This is a genomic window from uncultured Arenimonas sp. (genome assembly GCF_963976025.1).
Taxonomy (GTDB): domain Bacteria; phylum Pseudomonadota; class Gammaproteobacteria; order Xanthomonadales; family Xanthomonadaceae; genus Arenimonas.
The window spans coordinates 1-20,582 of record NZ_CAXBJS010000035.1 but is presented as its reverse complement, the minus strand read 5'-3'; the positions used below and the strand labels follow the sequence as shown (position 1 = coordinate 20,582).

Here is a 20,582-nt window from a genome sequence, read left to right as displayed (position 1 = left end):
CTACGCCCCCACCTTTCCCCCGGAATCCGCGCCCATGCCCGCCTGGTCCCTCGACCGCGCCCGCCACACCTACTCCATTCCCTACTGGAGCGAGGGCTACTTCGACGTGGACGGCCAGGGCCGCATGGTCGTGCGCCCGCGCGGCGCCGGCGGCCCCGAGCTGGCCCTGCCCGAGGTCGTGGCCAAGGCCACCGACGCCGGCCTGAAGCTGCCGCTGCTGCTGCGTTTCTCCGACATCCTGGGCGACCGCCTGGGCAAGCTGCAGGCCGCCTTCGGCCGCGCGATGAAGGACCTCGACTACCAGGGCGGCTACACCGCCGTGTACCCGATCAAGGTGAACCAGCACCGCGGCGTTGCCGGCGAACTGGCCGCGGCCGGTGGTGAAGGCTTTGGCCTCGAGGCCGGCTCCAAGCCCGAGCTGATGGCCGTGCTGGGCCTGGCCCGCCCGGGCAGCCTGGTCATCTGCAATGGCTACAAGGACCGTGAGTTCATCCGCCTGGCCCTGGTCGGCCGCAAGCTGGGCCTGGAAACCTTCATCGTCATCGAGAAGCCCAGCGAGCTGGCGATGGTCATCGAGGAAGCCAAGTCCCTGGACGTGAAGCCGGGCCTGGGCGTGCGCCTGCGCCTGGCCTCGCTGGGCGCCGGCAAGTGGCAGAACAGCGGCGGCGACAAGGCCAAGTTCGGCCTCTCGCCGCGCCAGGTGCTCGACCTGGTCGAACGCCTCAAGGCCGCCGACATGCTCGACACCCTGCAGCTGCTGCACTTCCACATGGGCAGCCAGATCTCCAACGTGCGCGACATCGCCAACGGCATGCGCGAAGCGGTGCGCTATTTCGTCGAACTCACCCGCCTGGGCTGCAACGTGCGCTTCATGGACTCCGGCGGTGGCCTGGGCGTGGACTACGAAGGCACGCGTTCACGCGGCTTCTGCTCGATCAACTACGGCCTCGACCAGTACGCCCACACCCTGGTGCAGCCGCTGGCCGAAGCCTGCGCGGAAGAAGGCATCGCGCCGCCGCGCATGGTCACCGAAGCCGGCCGCGCCATGACCGCGCACCACGCGGTGATGGTGGTCAACGTTTCGGAAGTCGAGCGGGCGCCCGAGGGCCAGGTGCCGCGTTCGGACGACGACGAGCCGTCGGTGGTCCGCCACCTGCGCGAAACCCACGCGGCCCTGGGCGAACGCCCGGCGCTGGAGCTGTTCCACGAAGCCCAGCACCACCTGGCCGAGGGCCAGGCCCTGTACGCGCTGGGCCAGATCACCCTGCGCCACCGGGCACGCCTGGACGACCTGTTCTACGCCATCGCCCACGCCGTGCGCGAACGCCTGACGGCGCAGGAACGCAGCCACCGCGACGTGCTCGATGAACTCAACGAACGCCTGGTGGATAAGTATTTCGTCAACTTCTCGGTGTTTGAATCGATCCCCGACGTCTGGGCCATCGACCAGGTGTTCCCGATCGTGCCGATCGCGCGCCTGGACGAAGTGCCCGACCGCCGCGGCGTCATCGCCGACCTCACCTGCGATTCCGACGGCCGCATCGACAGCTACGTCGAATCCGAATCGCTCGACAGCTCGCTGGCGCTGCACTCGCCGCGCGAGGGCGAAAGCTACCGGCTGGGCATCTTCATGGTCGGCGCCTACCAGGAGACCCTAGGCGACATCCACAACCTGTTCGGCGACACCGACACCGCCAACGTCGAGCTCGGCGAAGGCGGCGGTTACTCCGTGTCGCGCCAGCGCAAGGGCGACACCACCGACGTGATGCTCGACTACGTCGGCTACGACCTCAACGAACTGCGCATCGCCTACAAGGCCAAGGTGGACGCCGCCGGCCTGCCGCCGGCCGAGGCCGCCAAGCTGCTGGTGGACCTGGAAACCGGCCTCACCGGCTACACCTACCTGCACGAGGAAAACGCCTCGGGAGCGAAGTCGTGAGCGTGGGTTTCATCGGCCTGGGCGCGATGGGCGCACCGATGGCGCGGCACCTGCACGGGCGCGGCCTGCTTGCCGTGGTAGGAAACCGCACGGCCGCGAAGGCGCAGGCACTGGCGGCCGAGCTGGGTGTCGCCGCAGCGGCCTCGGCCGCCGACTTCGCCGGCTGCGACGTGGTCGCGCTGTGCGTGTCGCTCGACGCCGACGTGCTGGAAAACGTGCAGGCCCTGGCCGAGGTGCTGGCGGCAGGTGCCGTGGTCATCGACCATTCGACGGTGTCGGTCGATACCGCGCGCCAGGCCCAGGCGCTGCTCGCGGCGCGTGGCATCGGCTTCGTCGACGCGCCGGTGTCCGGCGGCGTCGAAGGCGCGCGCAACGGCAAGCTTTCGGTCATGGCCGGCGGCAGCGAAGCGGACCTGGCCAAGGCCCGGCCCGTGCTCGAGGCCTACGCCGCGCGCATCACCCACATGGGCGATACCGGTGCCGGCCAGGCCACCAAGGCGGTGAACCAGGTACTGGTGGCGGGCATCAACGAAGCGGTCTGCGAAGGCCTGGCGCTGGGCGAAAAGCTGGGCCTGGACCCTGAAAAACTGCTGCCGACCCTGATGGCCGGCGCCGCCGGCAACTGGTTCCTGGAAAAACGCGGCGCCACCATGCTGGCCAACCAGTTCGTGCCCGGCTTCAAGTGCGGGCACCTGCTCAAGGACCTGCGCATCGTCGAAGGCATGGCCCGCGACGCCGGCGTGCAGGCGCCGGTGGTGGCGCAGGCGCTTGCCGACTACGCGCGGCTGGTCGAACAGGGCCAGGGCGACGCCGACACCTCGGCGCTGATCACGCTCAAGCGCGGCTGAACGGCACGCGGTCGGCGGCAAGCCATTCCATCGCCTGGTCGCGGTCGAAAAACAGCCGCATGAAGTGGATGCCCAGGTTGCCGCACTGCACGGCGTAGAACTCGAAGTCGCCGCGCGTCGGGCCGTCGGCATCGATCAGGATCGCGATGCGCAGGTCGTTGCCGAAGCCGGCGTCTTCGCCGCGCTTGGGCATGTCGAATATTTCGGCCGCGCCCAGGGCCAGCCGGGTGCGGCGATGGTCGATGAGGAAACGCGCCGCGCGGAACTGGTGGCCGGCCATCACCGCGTCGCGGGTGAGGTCACGCAGCATGGTCCGGTCGTGCAGGCCTTCCGCGGTGACCTGCACCACGTCCTGGTCCGCCAGGTGCTCGATGTTCCAGCCCATCGCGCGTTCCTCCGCGCCTGAACCTTATTCCGCCCTGATCGCCAGGGCCTCGATGCCATGGTCGCCCAGCGCGCGCTTTGCGGTGGCCAGGCTGGCGGCGTTCGGGTAGGGACCCAGACGCACGCGGTAGATGGTACCGCCTTCGATCTGCGCCGATTCCACCCGGGCCAGTTCGCCGGTGAGCGCGATGCGCGCCTTCAGGGCTTCGGCGTCGGACGAGGAGCGGAAGGCGCCGGCCTGGATCAGGTAGCGCACGCCGTCGGTGGCCGGCGGGGTTTCAGGGCTCGGCGGCGCTGCGGCTTCGGCCCGGGCCTGGGCATCGAGCTCGGCGTCGGGGATCACCACTTCCTTGTCGCGCAGCACGTCGTAGAAGTCGTACTTGGGCTTACGCGGTTCGGGCGCGTCCTGGGCAACGGGTTCGTCGCTGGCGACCGGCGCGCGCGCCTGCGGGTCGGGCTTGGGCAGCAGCTGGCCGACGTCGCCGCCGTTGCGCATCAGCAGCACCACCACGATGACGGCGCCGCCGACCAGGCCGCCGAGCAGCCAGACCCAGCCGGGCGTGCCCTGGCTGCCGTTGCGTTTCGCCTGGTTCTTGGATCGGCGGGCCATTACATCTTCTCCGGGGCAGACACGCCCAGCAGGGCCAGGCCGTTGGCGAGCACCTGCTGGGTGGCCTTGGCCAGGCCCAGGCGGGCGTTGCGCAGCTCTTCGTCGGCGACCAGGATCGGCTGGGCGTTGTAGAAGGCGTGGAAGGCCGCGGCCAGCTCACGCAGGTAGTTGGCGACGATCTGGGGCGCGCGGCCCAGGGCCGCGGCTTCCACGACTTCCGGGAAGCGCATCAGTTCGTCGATCAGCACGTCCTCGTGGGGTTCCACCAGGCGCTGGCGCGCGGCCTCGCAGGCGCCGCGGTTGTAGCTCAGCTGGCGCTCGGCCAGCTGCGCGAACAGCGAGCTGACGCGGGCGTGGGCGTACTGGATGTAATACACCGGGTTTTCGTTGCTGCGGCTCTTGGCCAGGTCCAGGTCGAAGTCCAGGTGCTGGTCGTTGCCGCGCATCACGTAGAAGAAGCGCGCCGCGTCGGTGCCCACTTCCTCGCGCAGCTCGCGCAGGGTGACGAAGCTGCCGGCGCGGGTGGACATCTGCACGCGTTCGCCGCCGCGGAACAGGATGGCGAACTGCACCAGCTGCACCTCGATCTTCGTCGGGTCCAGGCCCAGGCCCTGGGCCGCGGCCTTCAGGCGCGCGACGTAACCGTGGTGGTCGGCGCCGAAGATGTAGATGGCGCGCTCGAAGCCGCGTTCGAACTTGCTCAGCAGGTAGCCCAGGTCCGAGGCGAAGTAGGTGGTGACGCCGTTTTCGCGGCGCACGACGCGGTCCTTGTCGTCGCCGAAGGCGGTGGCGCGGAACCACAGTGCGCCGTCCTGTTCGTACAGGTGGCCTTGTTCTTCGAGCGTCTTGATGGCGCGATCGACGTAGCCCTCGGTCATCAGGGAACGTTCGGAGAAGAAGTTGTCGTGGTTGACGCCGAAGCCGGCCAGGTCGTCGCGGATGTCGCCCAGGCACCAGGACAGGCCGGCGTCGAAGACCTGCCGATAGCCGGTTTCGCCCAGCAGCTGCTTGGCGCGTGCGATCAGGGCATCGACGTGGGTTTCCTTGTCGCCGCCCTGGCCTTCGTCGGGCGGCAGGCCGTCGGTGATCTCGATGGCGCTGTGGCGCAGGCCGTCGCCGGCCTTGGCGCGCAGGCCGCGGGCGATGTCGACAACGTATTCGCCCTTGTAGCCGTTGTCCGGGAAACGCACGTTGACGCCGCCCAGCTCGTGGTAACGCAGCCACACCGACACCGCCAGGATGTCCATCTGGCGGCCGGCGTCGTTGACGTAATACTCGCGCTGGACCTTGTGGCCGGCGGCGTCGAGCAGGCTGGCCACCGAGGCGCCGTAGGCGGCGCCGCGACCGTGGCCGACGTGCAGCGGGCCGTTGGGATTGGCGGACACGAATTCCACCGTCACCGATTCGCCGCTGCCTTCGGGCGCGCGGCCGTAGTCCTTGCCCAGCTCGAAAACGCGGCGGATGGTGCCCAGGCGGCAGCCGCGGGCCAGCGTGAAGTTGATGAAGCCGGGGCCCGCGATGGCCACCTTCTCGACGTGCTGCGATTCGGGCAGGGCGGCGACCAGCAGGTCGGCCAGCTCGCGCGGCTTCATGCCGGTGGGCTTGGCCAGCAGCATCGCCACGTTCGAGGCGTAGTCGCCGTGCTCGCGCGTCTTGGTGCGTTCGACCACGAAGGCGGGGGTCGGCAGGTCCTGCGGCAGGCGGCCATGCCGCCTGAGATCAAGCAGGGCCTGCGCCACGAGTTCGCGAAGGTGGTCTTTCACGGCTTTTTGGATTCCACGGGGGTGAACTGGGCATTGTATCGCGCCCGGAGGCGGGTGCTGTCATGGGGCTGTCACTCCGGGGCCCGACAATGCCCGGGCACGCACAGACACGTGCTCTCTCTAGAACTTTCGGACTGGCCAGCGGGCCGGGTTCCGGGGCAAGGGTCGGCCATAAGCCGGCCCTTCTTTTTTTGGTTCAGCCCGCCTCGGCGGCGGCCAGTTCGGCAAACGCGTCCAGCACGGCCTGGCCGTGGGCCGGCGGGGCCCGTTCGAAACGCTGCTGCAGCGCCGCCGACACCCGGCGCACGCCCGGGCCGTTGGCCATCTTGCCCGGCCCGTACACCCGTTCACCTTCACGGCTGGCGAAGCGGTGCAGTTCGAAGAAATAGGCCATCTGGCCCCGGCTCAGGAAGCCCAGGCAGGGCAGGCCGCTTTCGGCGTGGCCGAGGGCGCGGCCGGACCGGCGCTCGCGCTCGCGGCACAGGCGCAGGGCGCTGTCGGCCAGCAGGTCGAAGGATTCGCCGACGTTGGCGGTGTCGAGGTCGGCGGCCAGGCGGCCCAGGCGTTCGCCCCGGCGGGCGGCCGGGTCGCTGGTCCAGTCGGGGCGTTCGCCGTCGAGCCAAAGGCCCAGCCCGCGGGCCAGGGCACCGCCGGCGGCCGTGGCCAGTTCGGCGGCCTCGGGGTGGGGCAGCGGTCGGGCGTCGAAGGTGCTGCCGGCGATCATCAGCTCCAGGGTGACGAAGCTGTCGCGGTCGGCCTCGGGCGAAAAGCCGCAGGCCGACAGGATGCGGAAGGTTTCGGCGATGGAGGCGGCTTCGTTGGCGCCCACCGGCCCCGGGGGGTCCAGGGACTCGCGCTGGCGCAGGTCGTGGCAGGCGCTGAACAGCAACGGCGCCAGCGAGCCGTGGCCCAGGGCGTCGATGACGTGGCCCAGGCGGCGCTCGGCGACTTCCATGACATGGGCTTCGCAGTGGTAGTCGTGCAGGTCGTCGCCCAGGTGGCCGTGGCGCAGGCCCAGCCGGGCAAGGCCCAGCACGGCGACATCGACGTGGCGCTGCAGGTTGGCCGGGTCGAAGCCCGGGCCGGCGGCGCGGGCGGCCATGGCCTCCAGGCGCGGCACCAGGCTGGCATCGCTTGCCGATAGCCGGCGCCGGGCCGACTCCGCATCGGGCAGGGCCGCCTCGACGGTGTCGCCGGCGAAAAGATTTGAAACCTCGAGGATCACGCCTGCTCCCGAGCGTTTTGCCCTTGCCTGCCCGGAGTATACGTAGCAGCAGGCCGGGGGCAGCCAGTGCAGCGGTCACAGGGCGCCCAGCCGGGCCATCGAACAGGCGGGCCCGTCGCCGACGATGAAGTGGTCGAGCAGCCGCACCTCGACCAGGCCCAGGGCCTGGCGCAGGCGGGCGGTGACCGCACGGTCGGCGGCGCTGGGTTCGGTGCAGCCGCTGGGGTGGTTGTGACCCAGGATGACCGCCGCGGCGTGGTGGACCAGGCAGCGCTGCACGACCTCGCGCGGATGCACTTCGGCGCCGTCCAGGGTGCCGCGGAACAGTTCCTCGAAGGCGATGACCCGGTGCCGCGTGTCCAGGAACAGGCAGGCGAAGACTTCGTAGGGCAGGGCCCGCAGCCGGCGCGTGAGGTAGTCGCCGGCCTTGCCGGGGTCGGTAAGTGCTTCGCCCCGGGCCAGGTCCTGGGCCAGGTGCCGGTGGCCCAGTTCGACCACGGCCGCCAGCCGGCAGGCCCGGGCGATGCCCAGGCCGGGTAGCCTGGCCAGGGCATGGGCGGGTTGGTCGAGCAGGCCACGCAGCCCGCCGGCTTCGGCGAGCAGGCGCCGGGCCACCGCCACCGCGTCGGCGCCGCGCTGGCCGGTGCCCAGCAGCAGGGCCAGTACTTCGGCGTCGGACAGCGCCGCCGCGCCCTGGGCGAGCAGCTTTTCGCGCGGTCGTTCGGGTTCGGGCCAGTCCTGCAATCGCATGCCGGCAGGGTGGCCCGCCGCGCCGCGCCGGGGCATCGGGGCGTTCGGGCGCTTCGGGTAAGCTAGGTGCGTTCAGCAAGGTAAGGAAACCCGGTGGACGAGCTGAAGGGACAACGCATCCTGCTCGGCGTCAGCGGCGGCATCGCCGCCTACAAGGCGGCCGACCTGGTGCGCCGCCTGCAGGACGCGGGCGCGGAAGTGCGCGTGGTCATGACCGAAGCCGCCCGCCATTTCGTCGGCACCACCACCTTCCAGGCGCTGTCCGGCCACCCGGTGCGCTGTTCGCTCTGGGACGAGGCCGCCGAGGCCGCGATGGGCCATATCGAACTGGCCCGCTGGGCCACCCGCGTGCTGGTCGCGCCCGCCACCGCCAATACCCTGCGCCGGCTGGCCCAGGGCCATGCCAACGACCTGCTTTCGACCCTGTGCCTGGCCAGCGAGGCGCCGCTGCTGGTGGCGCCGGCGATGAACCGGGTGATGTGGGCGCACCCGGCCACCCAGGCCAACCTGGCCACCCTGGTGGCGCGCGGCGTGCAGGTCATCGGCCCGGGCAGCGGCGGCCAGGCCTGCGGCGAGGTCGGCGAAGGCCGGCTGTCCGAACCGGCTGACATCGTCGCCGCCGTCGCCGCCAGCCTGCGCCCGCCGCGCCTGGCCGGCCGGCGCATCCTGGTCAGCGCCGGCCCGACCTTCGAAGACATCGACCCGGTGCGTTTCCTGGGCAACCGCAGCTCCGGGAAGATGGGCTTCGCCGTGGCCGACGCGGCCCGGCGCATGGGCGCCGAGGTCACGCTGGTCGCCGGCCCGGTTTCGCTGCCGACGCCGCCGGGTGTCACCCGCATCGACGTGCGCCGCGCGGCGCAGATGCACGCCGCCGTGCTGGCGGCGCTGCCCGGCCAGGACGCCTACATCGGCGCCGCCGCCGTCGCCGACTACGCGCCGGCCGAAACCCTGCCGCAAAAACTGAAGAAGTCCGGCGACAGCCTGACGCTGACCCTGGTGCGCACCGCCGACATCCTGGCCGACGTGGCCGCGCATGCGGCGCGCCCGCGCCTGGTAGTGGGTTTCGCCGCCGAAACCAGCGACCTGGAGGCCTACGCCCGCGACAAACTGCACCGCAAGGGCCTGGACCTGATCGCCGCCAACGACGTTTCGCGCCCGGGCCAGGGCTTTGAAACCGACGACAACGCGCTGTCCGTGTTCTGGCGCGACGGCCGGCACGACATCGGCCACGGCCCGAAGTCGCGCGTGGCCACCGAACTGCTGCTATTGGTCGCACAACGCCTGGAGGCCATGGAATGACCGTCGAGATCCAATTCAAGCGCCTGGACGAACGCCTGGGCAGCGAGTTCCCGTTGCCCGACTACGCCACCGCGCATTCAGCCGGCATGGACCTGCGGGCGATGATCCAGGCGCCGCTGGAGCTTGCGCCGGGCGAGGCCGAACTGGTGCCGACCGGCCTGGCCATTCATATCGGCGACCCCGGACTGTGCGCCACGATCCTTCCGCGCTCGGGCCTGGGGCACAAACACGGGCTGGTGCTGGGCAACCTGGTCGGGCTGATTGATGCCGACTACCAGGGCCCGCTCATGGTGAGCCTCTGGAATCGCGGGAAGAAACCGCTCACCATCAGCCCGGGGGACCGTGTCGCCCAGCTGGTCTTCCTGCCCGTTGCCCGGGCAGCGCTGCGCCAGGTGGACGAATTCGAACTCAGCGCGCGCGGCGAAGGTGGCTTTGGCCACACGGGCACGCGCTGATCGGGGCGGGCAACCGCACCGGAACCAGGGGGAAGCATGAAATCGTCGGGAAACAACGCGCTCAAATCCATCAAGCCGGCCTGGCTGCTGGCCGCCCTGGCCCTGCTCGCGGCCGCCTGGTTCGCCTGGGCCGGCGTCCAGGACCTGGGCGCCACGCGACTGCAGTCGCAGGTGGACGCTGCGCGCGCCGACGCCGGCACCGGGGTGGTCAACCGCCTGCAGGCCGCGGTGTCACAGCTCGAGGACCGGCGCGGCCGGCTTGCGCTTTCCACGGCGCTCCAGCGCGAGGACATGGAATCGGCCGAAGGCGTGATCAAGGGCGGCTGGGCCGAAGTCGAAGCCGTTGAATGGCATGACCCGGGCCTGGATGCGCCCTATGCCGACCCCAAGGCCTTTGGCTACGGCAAGCTGGGCGTGCTGGAACTGGCCTTGCAGGACAACACCACCCGCGCCGCGGTGGTGATGGACGCCGGCGGCCCGCGCCTGGCCCTGGCCGCGCCCGTGCTGGCCGACGGCCGCGTGCTGTCGGTGGTTTACGTGCGCCTGCCGCTGGCCACCGTGACGGGCCCGCTGGAATCGGCCGAGATTTCCGAGGGCGCCTACCTGGCGCTGCGCCAGGGCCGCCACAGCGTCTTCGAGCGCGGCAATACCGAACTGGCCAACGGCGCCGAATTCGGCGCCGTGCCAGTGGCCGGCACCCGCATGCGCGTGGTCGCCGCGGCGCCGGCGGGCAGCGGCGGCATGCTCAGCAATTTCCTGCTGGCGGGCCTGGGCCTGCTGGTGGCCGCCGGGCTGCTGCTGCAGCCGCGCCTGAAGCTGCGCCGCAAGTCGGGCGACGACGACGAAGCTGACCAGGCGCCCGCGGCCAATGCCCCGACCCTGGCCGAACTGCAGGCCAGCGGCCAGGTCAAGGCGCCCGAGCCCGAGGCCGGCAGTGGCATGCAGAAACCGCCGATGCCGCCGATGCCCGACGGCCCGGCCCGCGCCGTGCTCGACCGCAGCATCTTCCGCGCCTACGACATCCGCGGCGTGGTCGGCAAAACCCTGGACGAAGAAACCGCGCGTCTGATCGGCCAGGCCATCGGCAGCGTCATGCACGCCCAGGGCGCCAAGGCGATCGTGGTCGGCCGCGACGGCCGCCTGTCGTCGCCGCGCATGGCCGCCGCGCTTATCGACGGCCTGCGCCGCGCCGGCCGCGAGGTCTTCGACATCGGCGAAGCGCCGACGCCGGTCACCTATTTCGCCGCCTACCACCTGCGCGCGGGCTCCTGCGTGTCGGTCACCGGCAGCCACAACCCGCCGGACTACAACGGCTTCAAGGTCGTCATCGAAGGCGAAACCCTGGCCGGCGACGCCATCCAGAAGCTGTACGAACGCATCGTCGAAAACGACCTGCACCTGGCCGACGAGCCCGGCCTGGCCAGCAAGCGCGACATCGCCGAGGACTACATCAACCGCATCGCCGGCGACATCCAGATCGAGCGCAAGATCAAGGTTGTCGTCGATTGCGGCAGCGGCATCGCCGGCGCCTACGCGCCGCAGCTGCTCGAGGCCATCGGCGCCGACGTCGAGCCGCTGTTCTGCGAAGTGGACGGCACCTTCCCGCACCATCACCCCGACCCCAGCGACCCGGCCAACCTCCGCGACCTGGTGAACGTGGTGCAGCGCGTGGACGCCGACCTGGGCCTGGCCTTCGACGGCGACGGCGACCGCCTGGGCGTGGTCACCAAGTCCGGTGAAATGATCTACCCGGACCGGCTGCTGATGCTGTTCGCCGCCGACGTGCTGGAACGCAACCCGGGCGCCTGCATCATCTACGACGTCAAGTGCACCGGCCACCTGGCCATGCACATCCTGCGCCACGGCGGCAGCCCGCTGATGTGGAAGACCGGGCATTCCCTGATCAAGGCCAAGATGCGCGAAACCGAAGCCGAGCTGGCCGGCGAGATGAGCGGCCACTTCTTCTTCCGCGAACGCTGGTACGGCTTCGACGACGGCCTTTACGCCGCCGCGCGCCTGCTCGAGATCCTGTCGAGCCGGGCCGAGACGCCGCAGGAAGTGTTCGACACCCTGCCCAAGGGCGTGTCCACGCCGGAGCTGAAGATCGAGGTCGAGGAAGGCCGCCAGTACACCTTCATCGAGGATTTCCTGGCCAAGGCGAAGTTCGAGGGCGCGCGCCTGGCCACCATCGACGGCCTGCGCGCCGACTGGCCCGACGGCTGGGGCCTGGTGCGGGCCTCGAATACGACGCCGGTGCTGGTGCTGCGTTTCGATGCCAAGGACGAAGCGGCGCTCGAGCGCATCAAGGGTGCGTTCCGCGAGCAGCTGCTGGCGACCGATCCTTCCCTGCAGCTGCCGTTCTGACCGCCTGAGGCGGTTCAGCCGGTCGGGTCTTCCCCGGCCGGCGCGGCGGCTTCGGGAGCGGCCGGCGATTCGGCTTCGCCGCTTCCCTTGAGCTCGTGGAAGCGCTGGACCAGGTATTCCAGCTCCTGGTCGAGCTTCATCAACTCGGCCTGTTTCACGACCAGCATGTGCTGCTGCTTGGACATTTCCTGGCGCAGCTCGCGGATGGTCGCGGCCTGCTTGGCGTTGACCGGGCGGCCGCCCAGTTCGGCTTCGGAGGCGTCGGCCAGCAGGCTGGTCAGGCTGTTGCGCTGGCTGCCGATGCCGGCCTCGATGGCGTTGAGGTTTTCCTGCATCAGGGTGACGCGCACGCCGTAGGAGCGGCGCAGGTCTTCTTCGGTCTGGAAGGAGGCCAGCATGGCTTCTTCGGTCTGGCGCTCCTTTTCGTCGGCGCGCCGCTGCACTTCCTGTTCGGCGGCCAGGCGGTCGGCTTCGGCCTGTTCTTCGGGCGTGAGCGCGCGGCCGACTTCACCGGTGGTGCGGCCGCTGCTGGCGCTGATCTCGGTGCGGGCCTGTTCCAGTGCTTCGGGCGGCAGGGTGTCGGAGAACTGGACCTTGCCGTCCTTGTCCACCCAGCGGTAGAGCTTCTTGGCCTTGTCCTCGCCGGCGGCGGCGCCGGAGGCAAGCAGGACGGCGAGGGCGATGCAGGTCAGTCGGGTCTTCATGCGGGGGCTCCGGCGTTCAGCGACGGCTTCCATAGGCCGCACGATACGCCACCAGGGCGTCCTTGTGCCCGGCCAGCCCGGGCCGCTCGTCGGCGTGGGCCAGCAGTTCGTCCAGGCCGGCGACGGCATGAACGGGCAGGCCGAACTCCGCCGTGACTTCTTCGGCGGCCGAACGTTCACCTTCCTGGCCGCGTTCCTGGCGGTCGAGCGCGATCAGCACGCCGCAGGCTTCGCCGCCGGCGTCGGTAATCGTGCGGATGGATTCACGGATGGCGGTGCCGGCGGTGATCACGTCGTCCACGATCAGCACCCGGCCGCGCACCGGCGCGCCGATCAGGCTGCCGCCCTCGCCGTGGGCCTTGGCTTCCTTGCGGTTGAAGGCCACCGGCACGTCGCGGCCGCGCGCGGCCAGCGCCACCGACAGCGCGGTGGCCAGCGGGATGCCCTTGTAGGCGGGCCCGAACAGCATGTCGTAGGCCAGGCCGGAAGCATCGAGCGCGTCTGCGTAACACTCGCCCAGGGCCTTGAGCGCAGCGCCGGAGTCGAACAGGCCGGCGTTGAAGAAATACGGGCTGGTGCGGCCGGACTTGAGGGTGAACTGGCCAAAACGCAGGACCTGCCGGTCCAGCGCCAGGTCCAGGAAGCGGCTCTGGTGCGGTTTCATGGGGCGACCCGGTGGGCAAAACCCGATTGTGCAACAGCCGGCCCGCCGCGGGCACCCGCGCCGGCGCGGGTTTGGGCTAACCTTTCCGGTAAATCGAACGGGTCCCCCCACCTTGAGAATCATCAGTTTCAACGCCAACGGCATCCGTTCGGCGGCCAGCAAGGGTTTTTTCGACTGGCTGCCGGGGCAGGACGCCGACATCGTCTGCATCCAGGAAACAAAAGCCCAGGAGCACCAGCTCGGCGCCCCCGACCTGCGCCCGGCCGGCTACCACGCCCATTTCCGCGACGCGACCACCAGGAAGGGCTACAGCGGCGTCGGCATCTACAGCCGGCAGGCGCCGGACGAGGTGCTTACCGGCCTGGGCTGGCCCGACTTCGACGAAGAAGGGCGCTACATCGAGGCGCGTTTCGGCAACCTCAGCGTGGTGTCGCTGTATTTCCCGTCCGGTTCGTCGGGCGATGTGCGCCAGGACTACAAGTTCCGCTGCATGGACTGGATCATGCCCATCTTCGACCAGTGGCTGGCCAGCGGCCGCGACTACGTGATCTGCGGCGACTGGAACATCGTGCACACCCGCAAGGACATCCGTAACTGGACGTCCAACCAGAAAAACTCCGGCTGCCTGCCCGAGGAGCGCGCCTGGCTCGACAAACTCTTCAACGAGCGCGGCTGGGTCGACAGCTACCGCCACCTGCGCCCCGATGGCGAGGACTACACCTGGTGGAGCCAGCGCGGCGCCGCCCGCGCCAAGAACGTTGGCTGGCGCATCGATTACCAGGTCGTGTCGCCGTCGCTGCGCGACCGCCTGCGCGACTGCAGCATCCACCCCGAACCCAAGTTCAGCGACCACGCGCCCTACCTGGTGGACTACGCGTGAGCCTTACCTGGCTCGACCGGCTGGGCGCCGGGCTCAAGCCCTACGTGCAGCGCGAGCCGATCGCCGCGCTGATGCTGGGCATTTCCTCGGGATTTCCCTACGCCATGATCGGCGCCACGCTGACCACGCGCCTGGCCCAGGACGGCATCGACAAGAAGGCGGTGACGGCGTTTTCGCTCGCCTTCCTGGTCTACAACATCAAGTTCCTGTGGGCGCCACTCGTCGATTCGGTGCGGCTGCCGCTGCTGGGCCGCCTGGGCCAGCGCGTGTCCTGGCTGGTGCTGGCCGGCACGCTGGCGATGGCCGCCGTGACCTGGCTGGCCTTCCTGGACCCGACGGCCAACCTCGGGCTGTTTGCCATGGCGGCGGTGGCGGTGGGCGCGGCCGGCGCCACCTACGACATCGTCATTGATGCCTACCGCATTGAAACCCTGAAACCCGAACAGCTGGGCGTGGGCTCGGGCTTGTCCCAGTACGGCTGGCGCATCGGTTCGGTGGCCGCGGGCTCGCTGGCGCTTTACGTCGCCGCCCGCCATGGCTGGTCGCTGGCCTACCTGCTGTGCGCGGCGTTTGCGCTGCCGGCGATGCTGACCGGCCTGGTGCTGGGCGAACCGGCGCGCCACGTGGTAATCGCCACCCATCGCGGCCTGCGCCAGGCCTGGGAAGCCACCGCCGGCCCGCTGCTGGAATTCTTCCGGCGCCGCGGCGCGTTCCTGGTTCTGCTGTTCGTGCTGCTGCACAAGATCGGCGACACCCTGGCCAACCTGACGCTGCGGCTGCTGCTCAACGACCTGGGATTCACCAACGACGAAATCGCCACCTACGACGTCGGTTTCGGCTTCGTGGCGATGCTGGCCGGTATTTTCCTGGGCGGCATGATGTACGCGGCCATCGGCATGAAACGTTCGGTGCTTGTCGCGCTGGCGCTGATGGCGGTGTCCAACCTCAGCTTCGCCTGGCTGGCGTCGGTCGGGCATTCGAACGCCCTGCTGGCCTTCACCATCGGCTTCGAGAACCTGGCCAGCGGCATCGGTGGCGTGGTCGTGGTCGCCTATCTGTCGGCGCTGTGCAACCTGGCCTTCACCGCCACGCAGTTCGCGCTGCTGTCGGCGGCGGCCAGCGTGGTCGGGCGACTGGTCACCGGCACCACGGCCGGCGCGCTGATCGAATCGCTGGGTTACGTGCAGTTCTACCTGCTCACCACCGTCGTGGCGCTGCCCGGCCTGCTGCTGTATCTGTTCATGCTGCGGGCCGGTCTTATCGAACAATCCCTGGGCGACGCCGGCTACCGGGGCAACGCTGGCTGAATCCCCGGCCTTGCCATCGTCGCCCGTGGCCGTATGCTGGGCGTCCCCCCGAGGATCGAGGCCATGGCCGACTTCCTGTTGCGCGACATCGACGAGCGTATTGCCGAGCGCATCAAGGAGATGGCTCGCCAGAAGGGCTGGCCGCTCAACGACGTCATCCTGCACCTGCTCAAGCAGGCCCTGGGCATCATCGAACCCGAACCGGCGCCGGAGCCGGGCGACATCGCCCGCCTGACCGGCTCCTGGAACGACGACGAAAGCCGGGCCTTCGCCGAGGCCATGGAAGCGCTCAACAGCCTGCCTGACGACGCCCCGTCGTACATGGCGCCGCCGGCGAAGAAGCCGGGCGAGTAGGCGACCGCGCCCTCAGGCGCGGTGGATTGCACCCAATATGCGCGGCCCGCGGGCGCCGGTGACCGCCGGCAGGTTGCCCGGCCGGCCGGCCAGGGTTTCCCGGGCCAGCCAGGCGAAGCCGGCGGCTTCCACGAAATCAGGATCGATGCCGACGCTGGCCGTGCTGGCCACGGTGACGCCGGCCAGCCGCGCCGCCAGGCGCCGCATCAGCTCCGGGTTGTGCACGCCGCCGCCGCAGGCCAGCAGGCGGCTGCAGTCCGGCATTTCCCGCAGCAGGGCATCGGCCACGCTGGCGGCGCTGAGTTCGCACAGGGTGGCCTGCACGTCGGCCGGCGACTGCCCACCCAGCCGGGCCTGCAGCCACTGCAGCTGGAACTGGTCGCGGCCGGTGCTCTTGGGCGGCGGCAGGGCGAACCAGGGGTCGGCCAGCAGCGTCGCCAGCAGCGTTTGATCCACCTGGCCCTCGGCGGCAAAGGCGCCGCCGCGGTCATAGGGTTGCTGGCGATGCACCAGGCACCAGGCGTCCATCAGGCCGTTGGCCGGGCCGGTGTCGAAGCCGCGGACCTCGCCATGGCGCGGCATCAGGCTCAGGTTGGCGATGCCGCCCAGGTTGAGCACCGCGCGGTCTTCACCAGGGTCGCGCAGCACGGCCGCGTGGAAAGCCGGCATCAGCGGCGCGCCCTGGCCGCCGGCGGCGACGTCGCGGCGGCGGAAGTCGGCGACGGTGGTGATGCCGGTGGTTTCGGCGATGACGCTGGCGTCGCCCAGCTGCTGGGTGAAGGGCGCGGCGCCGCGGGGGTCGTGGCGCAGGGTCTGGCCGTGCGATCCGATGGCGGTGACGTCACCGGCGGCCACGCCGGCATCGGCCAGGGCCTGGCCCGCGGCCTGCGCGAACGCCTGGCCAAGCCGGGTGTCGAGCCGGCCGACCTCGTCCAGGCTCAGCCGTGCGTCGGCCTGCGAGAGCCGCAGCACGTCGGCCAGCAGATCCGGGGGCAGGGCATAGGTGCGGCCGAACAGCACCCGTGCCGACGGCTCGAAGCGCACCAGGGCGGCGTCGATGCCGTCGGCGCTGGTGCCCGAGATCAGGCCAAGAAAAAGCCCGCCGTCGGTGGCGGCGGGCTTGAGAGGGTCGCCGGAAGGCGCCATGGCGTCAGCGCGAGGCCAGGCGGGTTCCGCCGACGCGCTTGAGCTGGGCCATGGCCGGGGCCGTGGCGGCGCGGAAGGCGGCCAGTTCGGCGCCGGTCAGCGGATCGGGCTTGGGCATGGTGACCGTCAGCGGGTCGCGGTGGGCGCCGTTGACGCGGAATTCGTAGTGCAGGTGCGGGCCGCTGGCCAGGCCGGTGGCGCCGACGTAACCGATGGTGGCGCCCTGCTGCACGCGCTGGCCGACCTTGTACTTGCCCAGGCGGGACATGTGCGCATACAGCGTGGTGTAGCCGCGGCCGTGGTCGACGATGATGGTGCGGCCGTAACCACGCTGCCAGCCGGCGAAGGCGATGCGGCCGTCGCCGGCGGACATGATCGGCGTGCCGGTGACGGCGGCGTAGTCCACGCCTTTGTGCGCGCGCACGGTGCCCAGCACCGGGTGCTTGCGGTTGGGGTTGAAGCGCGAGCTGATGCGGGCGAACTCGATCGGCATGCGCATGAAGCCTTTCTTCAGCGGCCGGCCGGCGAGGTCGAAATATTCCGCCTTGCCCTTGCGCTCGAAGCGCAGGGCGGTGAATTCCTTGCCGCGGTTGTGGAAGCTGGCGGCCACCAGGCCACCGCTGCGCAGGCGTTCGCCGTCGCGCCAGATTTCTTCGTAAACCACCTGGAAGCTGTCGCCGACGCGCAGGTCCTGGGTGAAGTCAATGTCGTAGGAGAAGGCGTTGGCCATTTCGTTGATGACCGCCGGGCCCAGGCCGGCCTTGGCGCCGGCCGCGTAAAGCGAGCTGTCGATCTCGCCGCTGGCGATCATGACGCGGCGCTCGAGCGGGCGCTCGATCACCTTCTCTTCGTACTTGCCACCGACCAGCTGGATTTCGACGTTGGCGCCTTCGTCGCGCTCGAAGCGCAGGCCGCGCAGTTCACCGGCCGGACCCAGGTCGAAGCCCAGTTCGGCGCCGGCGCGCACCCGCGAAAGCGCCTTCTTGGCGCTGGGCAGGTCGAGCACCTGCAGCATCACGGTGGCCGGCACGCCCATGTCGGAGAACACCGCGCCCAGGGTTTGGCCGTTTTCCACCGTCACCGACTGCCAGGCCGGACCGCTGGCTGCGGCCGGGGACGGGTCGTCCTTTTCCGGAGGCGGCAGCGCCAGTTCGACCACGCGCCGGACCTCGGCTTCTTCAGCCCCGCGCATGGCGGAGGCGAAACCGGGGATGATGGTGGCAACGAGCACGGCCAGGGCGGCAAACAGGCTGGCGAGGATCCAGTGATCCCGGGACCAGCGGCTGGGGGAAAACATTTCGCGGTGTTGCAAGGGCTTCCCCCGCCAAGTGGTGATGTCGGGCTACGATAACCAGCAATAAATACCAGCGTCAAACCCTTGTCCCTGCTGGATTTTTCCGTCTGCTCGCTTTAACTTTACATTAACCTCAGTTTAACCACGGCCGCCTGGCCGACCCTGCCCCGGAACGCCCCATACATGTCTGACATCGACCACGCCCTGGAACTGATCGGCCGCGGCGCCGACGAGATCCTCAAGCCCGCCGAACTGGCCGCCCGCCTGCGCGAGGGCCGTCCGCTGCGGGTCAAGGCGGGTTTCGACCCGACCGCGCCCGACCTGCACATCGGCCATACGGTGCTGCTCAACAAGATGCGGCAGTTCCAGGACCTGGGCCATCGGGTGATCTTCCTGATCGGCGACTTCACCGGAATGATCGGCGACCCCACCGGCAAGAACGCCACCCGCAAGCCGCTCACGCCCGAGGACGTGGCCGCCAATGCGCGAACCTACGAAGACCAGGTGTTCAAGGTGCTCGACCGCGAGCGCACCGAAGTGCGCTTCAATTCCGAGTGGTTCGGCAAGATGGCGGCGGCCGACATGATCCGCCTGGCCGGCCAGCACACCGTGGCCCGCATGCTCGAGCGCGATGACTTCGCCAAGCGTTATGCGGCGCAGCAGTCGATCGCCATCCACGAATTCCTCTACCCGCTGGTGCAGGGCTACGACTCGGTGGCGCTGGAGGCCGACGTCGAGCTGGGCGGCACCGACCAGAAGTTCAACCTGCTGATGGGCCGCGGCCTGCAGGAACACTACGGCCAGAAGCCGCAGGTGGTGCTGACCATGCCGCTGCTCGAAGGCCTGGACGGCGTCAACAAGATGTCCAAGTCGCTGGGCAACTACATCGGCATCAACGAACCGGCGATCGACATCGTCACCAAGGCGATGAAGGTCGGCGACGAGCTGATGTGGCGCTGGTACGAACTGCTGAGCTTCGACGTCTCGCTTGCCGCGCTTGCACGGATGAAGCAGGACGTCGCTTCGGGCGCGCTCAATCCGCGTGACGCCAAACTCGGCCTTGCCCGCGAACTGGCGGCGCGTTTCCACGGCGCCGCTGCGGCCGAACAGGCCGTCGCCGGCTGGCACGCGGTGGTGCGCGGCGAAGGGGATACGTCGCTGCTGCCGCAGTCCGACATCGCCGTGCCGGCCGAAGGCCTGCGCATCGCCGCACTGCTGGTAGCCGCGGGCCTGGTGGCTTCGAACTCCGAAGGCAATCGCAAGTTGAAGGAACGCGCGGTGCGCATCGACGGCGAGGTCTTCGAAGATCCGCAGCGCCTGTTCACCGCCGGTTTTGAAGGCGTGTTGCAGGTTGGCAAGCGCAACTTCGCGCGGGTGCGCCTCACCCAGGCCTGAAGCCCGCGCCCGGACACGGAGGCGCGATGGACGGTCTGTTCGAAAACTGGCAACTGCAGCTGCAGCTGGTCGGCACCATGCTGGTAGCCATGATGCTGGGCGGCGCCATCGGCTACGAGCGCGAAATGAAAAACCGGCCTGCGGGCTTTCGCACGCACATGCTGGTGGCCGGCGCCGCGGCCTTGCTGGTCGGACTGGTGGACCTGCTGGCGCACCGCTATTCGGCCGAGGTCTACAGCGACCTGGTGCGCATCGACCCGATACGCCTCATCGAGGCCATGGTCGCGGCCGTGGGCTTCCTGGGCGCCGGCACGATCTTCCGCAACGGCAGCGAGTCGGTCATCACGGGCATCACCACGGCCGCTTCGCTGCTGATGGTCGCGGTCATAGGCATTGCCGTGGGCGTGCACAGCTACGTGCTGGCGGTGGGCGCAACCGCGTTGACCCTGGCCGTACTGGTGCTCCTGGGCTGGCTGGAACGCCGCCGCAGCAAGGCAGGCGACACCCCCTCTTCCCAATCCTGATCCATGCCGCTATAGTTCGCGGCCCTCGACGGCCCGGACGGCGCTGGGGGGGCGGAAATAAGTCGGCGCGAAGGTGTTGACGTCCTCCGAAACTCTCGTATAATGTGCGGCTCCCTTGAGCGAAACGCCCTGGGATGGCAGGCCGGAAGGCCGCCGGGTTTGATGATCTTTGACAGTGTGCGCAGGAAATTTGTGCGGGCGCCTGCTGGGGATGGATGAGTCCATTTCTTGCAGACGTTCAGCCAAGAGCTTTAAGTCAATTGAGTTATCAAGCGATAAGAAGTCAAGGTCGAGCATCTGCAGACAAAGCTTTAAGCTTTAACTGAAGAGTTTGATCCTGGCTCAGAGTGAACGCTGGCGGCAGGCCTAACACATGCAAGTCGAGCGGCAGCACAGGAGAGCTTGCTCTCTGGGTGGCGAGCGGCGGACGGGTGAGGAATACATCGGAATCTACCCAGTTGTGGGGGATAACGTAGGGAAACTTACGCTAATACCGCATACGACCTACGGGTGAAAGCAGGGGACCTTCGGGCCTTGCGCGATTGGATGAGCCGATGTCGGATTAGCTAGTTGGTGAGGTAAAGGCTCACCAAGGCGACGATCCGTAGCTGGTCTGAGAGGATGATCAGCCACACTGGAACTGAGACACGGTCCAGACTCCTACGGGAGGCAGCAGT

The 20,582-nt window shown here is 69.4% G+C and carries 19 protein-coding genes and 1 rRNA gene; 11 read left to right on the top strand and 9 right to left on the bottom strand.

The features are described 5' to 3' along the window. Positions 1-34: 34 nt before the first annotated feature. Positions 35-1,939 (top strand): arginine decarboxylase, encoded by a 1,905-nt coding sequence (gene speA / locus AACZ35_RS04370; RefSeq protein ID WP_339826496.1) that lies wholly within the window; start codon positions 35-37, stop codon positions 1,937-1,939. Next, positions 1,936-2,787 carry an NAD(P)-dependent oxidoreductase gene (locus AACZ35_RS04365; protein WP_339826494.1) on the top strand — a complete coding sequence of 284 codons (852 nt, stop codon included), beginning with the start codon at positions 1,936-1,938 and terminating at the stop codon, positions 2,785-2,787. Before speA ends, AACZ35_RS04365 begins: the two co-directional genes overlap by 4 nt. On the opposite strand, the gene AACZ35_RS04360 is transcribed toward AACZ35_RS04365, so the two are convergent. The 5 genes from AACZ35_RS04360 to radC form a co-directional block, all read right to left on the bottom strand. Then, a complete protein-coding gene (locus tag AACZ35_RS04360) occupies positions 2,774-3,172 on the bottom strand; it encodes a hypothetical protein (protein ID WP_339826492.1) in 399 nt (132 codons plus the stop codon). The two genes, AACZ35_RS04365 and AACZ35_RS04360, sit on opposite strands and share 14 nt — an antisense overlap. Before the next feature lie 24 nt (positions 3,173-3,196). Further along, entirely contained in the window at positions 3,197-3,781 is a 585-nt protein-coding gene (locus AACZ35_RS04355; protein ID WP_339826490.1) for an SPOR domain-containing protein, read from the bottom strand. Beyond that, on the bottom strand, positions 3,781-5,544 hold the full coding sequence (gene argS, locus AACZ35_RS04350; protein WP_339826488.1) for an arginine--tRNA ligase: 1,764 nt from the start codon (positions 5,542-5,544) through the stop codon (positions 3,781-3,783). The genes AACZ35_RS04355 and argS overlap by 1 nt, the downstream gene beginning before the upstream one ends. Positions 5,545-5,740: 196 nt before the next feature. Continuing rightward, on the bottom strand, positions 5,741-6,769 hold the full coding sequence (locus AACZ35_RS04345) for a hypothetical protein (protein WP_339826486.1): 1,029 nt from the start codon (positions 6,767-6,769) through the stop codon (positions 5,741-5,743). Positions 6,770-6,844: 75 nt separating this feature from the next. Beyond that, positions 6,845-7,519 (bottom strand): DNA repair protein RadC, encoded by a 675-nt coding sequence (radC, locus tag AACZ35_RS04340; RefSeq protein WP_339826484.1) that lies wholly within the window; start codon positions 7,517-7,519, stop codon positions 6,845-6,847. Positions 7,520-7,612: 93 nt separating this feature from the next. Here radC and coaBC point away from each other — a divergent pair, with 93 nt between their 5' ends. The 3 genes from coaBC to AACZ35_RS04325 are packed head-to-tail and all read left to right on the top strand — an operon-like array spanning position 7,613 to position 11,637. Then, complete coding sequence (gene coaBC, locus AACZ35_RS04335) at positions 7,613-8,818, top strand: bifunctional phosphopantothenoylcysteine decarboxylase/phosphopantothenate--cysteine ligase CoaBC (RefSeq protein WP_339826482.1); 1,206 nt, start codon at positions 7,613-7,615, stop codon at positions 8,816-8,818. After that, positions 8,815-9,273, top strand: a complete 459-nt coding sequence (gene dut, locus AACZ35_RS04330; protein WP_339826480.1) for a dUTP diphosphatase — start codon at positions 8,815-8,817, stop codon at positions 9,271-9,273. Before coaBC ends, dut begins: the two co-directional genes overlap by 4 nt. Before the next feature lie 36 nt (positions 9,274-9,309). After that, entirely contained in the window at positions 9,310-11,637 is a 2,328-nt protein-coding gene (locus AACZ35_RS04325) for a phosphomannomutase/phosphoglucomutase (protein ID WP_339826478.1), read from the top strand. A 14-nt stretch (positions 11,638-11,651) separates the two neighbouring features. Here the strand turns inward: AACZ35_RS04325 and AACZ35_RS04320 are convergent, their stop codons facing one another. After that, positions 11,652-12,341 carry a DUF4124 domain-containing protein gene (locus tag AACZ35_RS04320; RefSeq protein WP_339826476.1) on the bottom strand — a complete coding sequence of 230 codons (690 nt, stop codon included), beginning with the start codon at positions 12,339-12,341 and terminating at the stop codon, positions 11,652-11,654. Positions 12,342-12,357: 16 nt separating this feature from the next. Then, complete coding sequence (gene pyrE / locus AACZ35_RS04315) at positions 12,358-13,005, bottom strand: orotate phosphoribosyltransferase (RefSeq protein ID WP_339826474.1); 648 nt, start codon at positions 13,003-13,005, stop codon at positions 12,358-12,360. A 112-nt stretch (positions 13,006-13,117) separates the two neighbouring features. On the opposite strand from pyrE, the gene AACZ35_RS04310 reads away from it, so the two are divergent. From AACZ35_RS04310 to AACZ35_RS04300, 3 genes are all read left to right on the top strand, one after another. Further along, entirely contained in the window at positions 13,118-13,885 is a 768-nt protein-coding gene (locus AACZ35_RS04310; RefSeq protein WP_339826472.1) for an exodeoxyribonuclease III, read from the top strand. Further along, positions 13,882-15,192, top strand: coding sequence for an MFS transporter (locus AACZ35_RS04305; RefSeq protein WP_339826470.1), 1,311 nt, complete (start codon positions 13,882-13,884; stop codon positions 15,190-15,192). The genes AACZ35_RS04310 and AACZ35_RS04305 overlap by 4 nt, the downstream gene beginning before the upstream one ends. A 63-nt stretch (positions 15,193-15,255) precedes the next feature. After that, positions 15,256-15,546: a hypothetical protein gene (locus tag AACZ35_RS04300; RefSeq protein WP_339826468.1), complete on the top strand. Its 291-nt coding sequence runs from the start codon at positions 15,256-15,258 to the stop codon at positions 15,544-15,546. Between the two features lie 12 nt (positions 15,547-15,558). Here AACZ35_RS04300 and AACZ35_RS04295 read toward each other — a convergent pair whose 3' ends face one another. Next, positions 15,559-16,692, bottom strand: a complete 1,134-nt coding sequence (locus AACZ35_RS04295) for an anhydro-N-acetylmuramic acid kinase (RefSeq protein WP_339826466.1) — start codon at positions 16,690-16,692, stop codon at positions 15,559-15,561. A gap of 4 nt (positions 16,693-16,696) precedes the next feature. Further along, the gene (locus AACZ35_RS04290; protein WP_339826464.1) at positions 16,697-17,989 is read right to left on the bottom strand and encodes a peptidoglycan DD-metalloendopeptidase family protein; all 1,293 of its coding nucleotides are present in this window, start codon (positions 17,987-17,989) and stop codon (positions 16,697-16,699) included. A gap of 180 nt (positions 17,990-18,169) precedes the next feature. Here AACZ35_RS04290 and tyrS point away from each other — a divergent pair, with 180 nt between their 5' ends. The 3 genes from tyrS to AACZ35_RS04275 all read left to right on the top strand — a co-directional run. Then, on the top strand, positions 18,170-19,381 hold the full coding sequence (tyrS, locus tag AACZ35_RS04285) for a tyrosine--tRNA ligase (protein WP_339826462.1): 1,212 nt from the start codon (positions 18,170-18,172) through the stop codon (positions 19,379-19,381). A 26-nt stretch (positions 19,382-19,407) separates the two neighbouring features. Next, positions 19,408-19,905, top strand: a complete 498-nt coding sequence (locus AACZ35_RS04280; RefSeq protein WP_339826460.1) for an MgtC/SapB family protein — start codon at positions 19,408-19,410, stop codon at positions 19,903-19,905. 319 nt (positions 19,906-20,224) lie between these two features. Next, positions 20,225-20,582: ribosomal RNA gene (locus AACZ35_RS04275) — 16S ribosomal RNA — on the top strand; the annotation flags it as partial.

Coding starts and splice junctions, on each gene's coding strand:
- speA (WP_339826496.1), top strand. CDS start 35: ATGCCCGCCTGGTCCCTCGACCGCGCCCGCCACACCTACTCCATTCCC.
- AACZ35_RS04360 (WP_339826492.1), bottom strand. CDS start 3,172: ATGGGCTGGAACATCGAGCACCTGGCGGACCAGGACGTGGTGCAGGTC.
- AACZ35_RS04280 (WP_339826460.1), top strand. CDS start 19,408: ATGGACGGTCTGTTCGAAAACTGGCAACTGCAGCTGCAGCTGGTCGGC.
- AACZ35_RS04295 (WP_339826466.1), bottom strand. CDS start 16,692: ATGGCGCCTTCCGGCGACCCTCTCAAGCCCGCCGCCACCGACGGCGGG.
- AACZ35_RS04325 (WP_339826478.1), top strand. CDS start 9,310: ATGAAATCGTCGGGAAACAACGCGCTCAAATCCATCAAGCCGGCCTGG.
- AACZ35_RS04300 (WP_339826468.1), top strand. CDS start 15,256: ATGGCCGACTTCCTGTTGCGCGACATCGACGAGCGTATTGCCGAGCGC.
- radC (WP_339826484.1), bottom strand. CDS start 7,519: ATGCGATTGCAGGACTGGCCCGAACCCGAACGACCGCGCGAAAAGCTG.
- AACZ35_RS04320 (WP_339826476.1), bottom strand. CDS start 12,341: ATGAAGACCCGACTGACCTGCATCGCCCTCGCCGTCCTGCTTGCCTCC.
- AACZ35_RS04290 (WP_339826464.1), bottom strand. CDS start 17,989: ATGTTTTCCCCCAGCCGCTGGTCCCGGGATCACTGGATCCTCGCCAGC.
- AACZ35_RS04355 (WP_339826490.1), bottom strand. CDS start 3,781: ATGGCCCGCCGATCCAAGAACCAGGCGAAACGCAACGGCAGCCAGGGC.
- tyrS (WP_339826462.1), top strand. CDS start 18,170: ATGTCTGACATCGACCACGCCCTGGAACTGATCGGCCGCGGCGCCGAC.
- pyrE (WP_339826474.1), bottom strand. CDS start 13,005: ATGAAACCGCACCAGAGCCGCTTCCTGGACCTGGCGCTGGACCGGCAG.
- dut (WP_339826480.1), top strand. CDS start 8,815: ATGACCGTCGAGATCCAATTCAAGCGCCTGGACGAACGCCTGGGCAGC.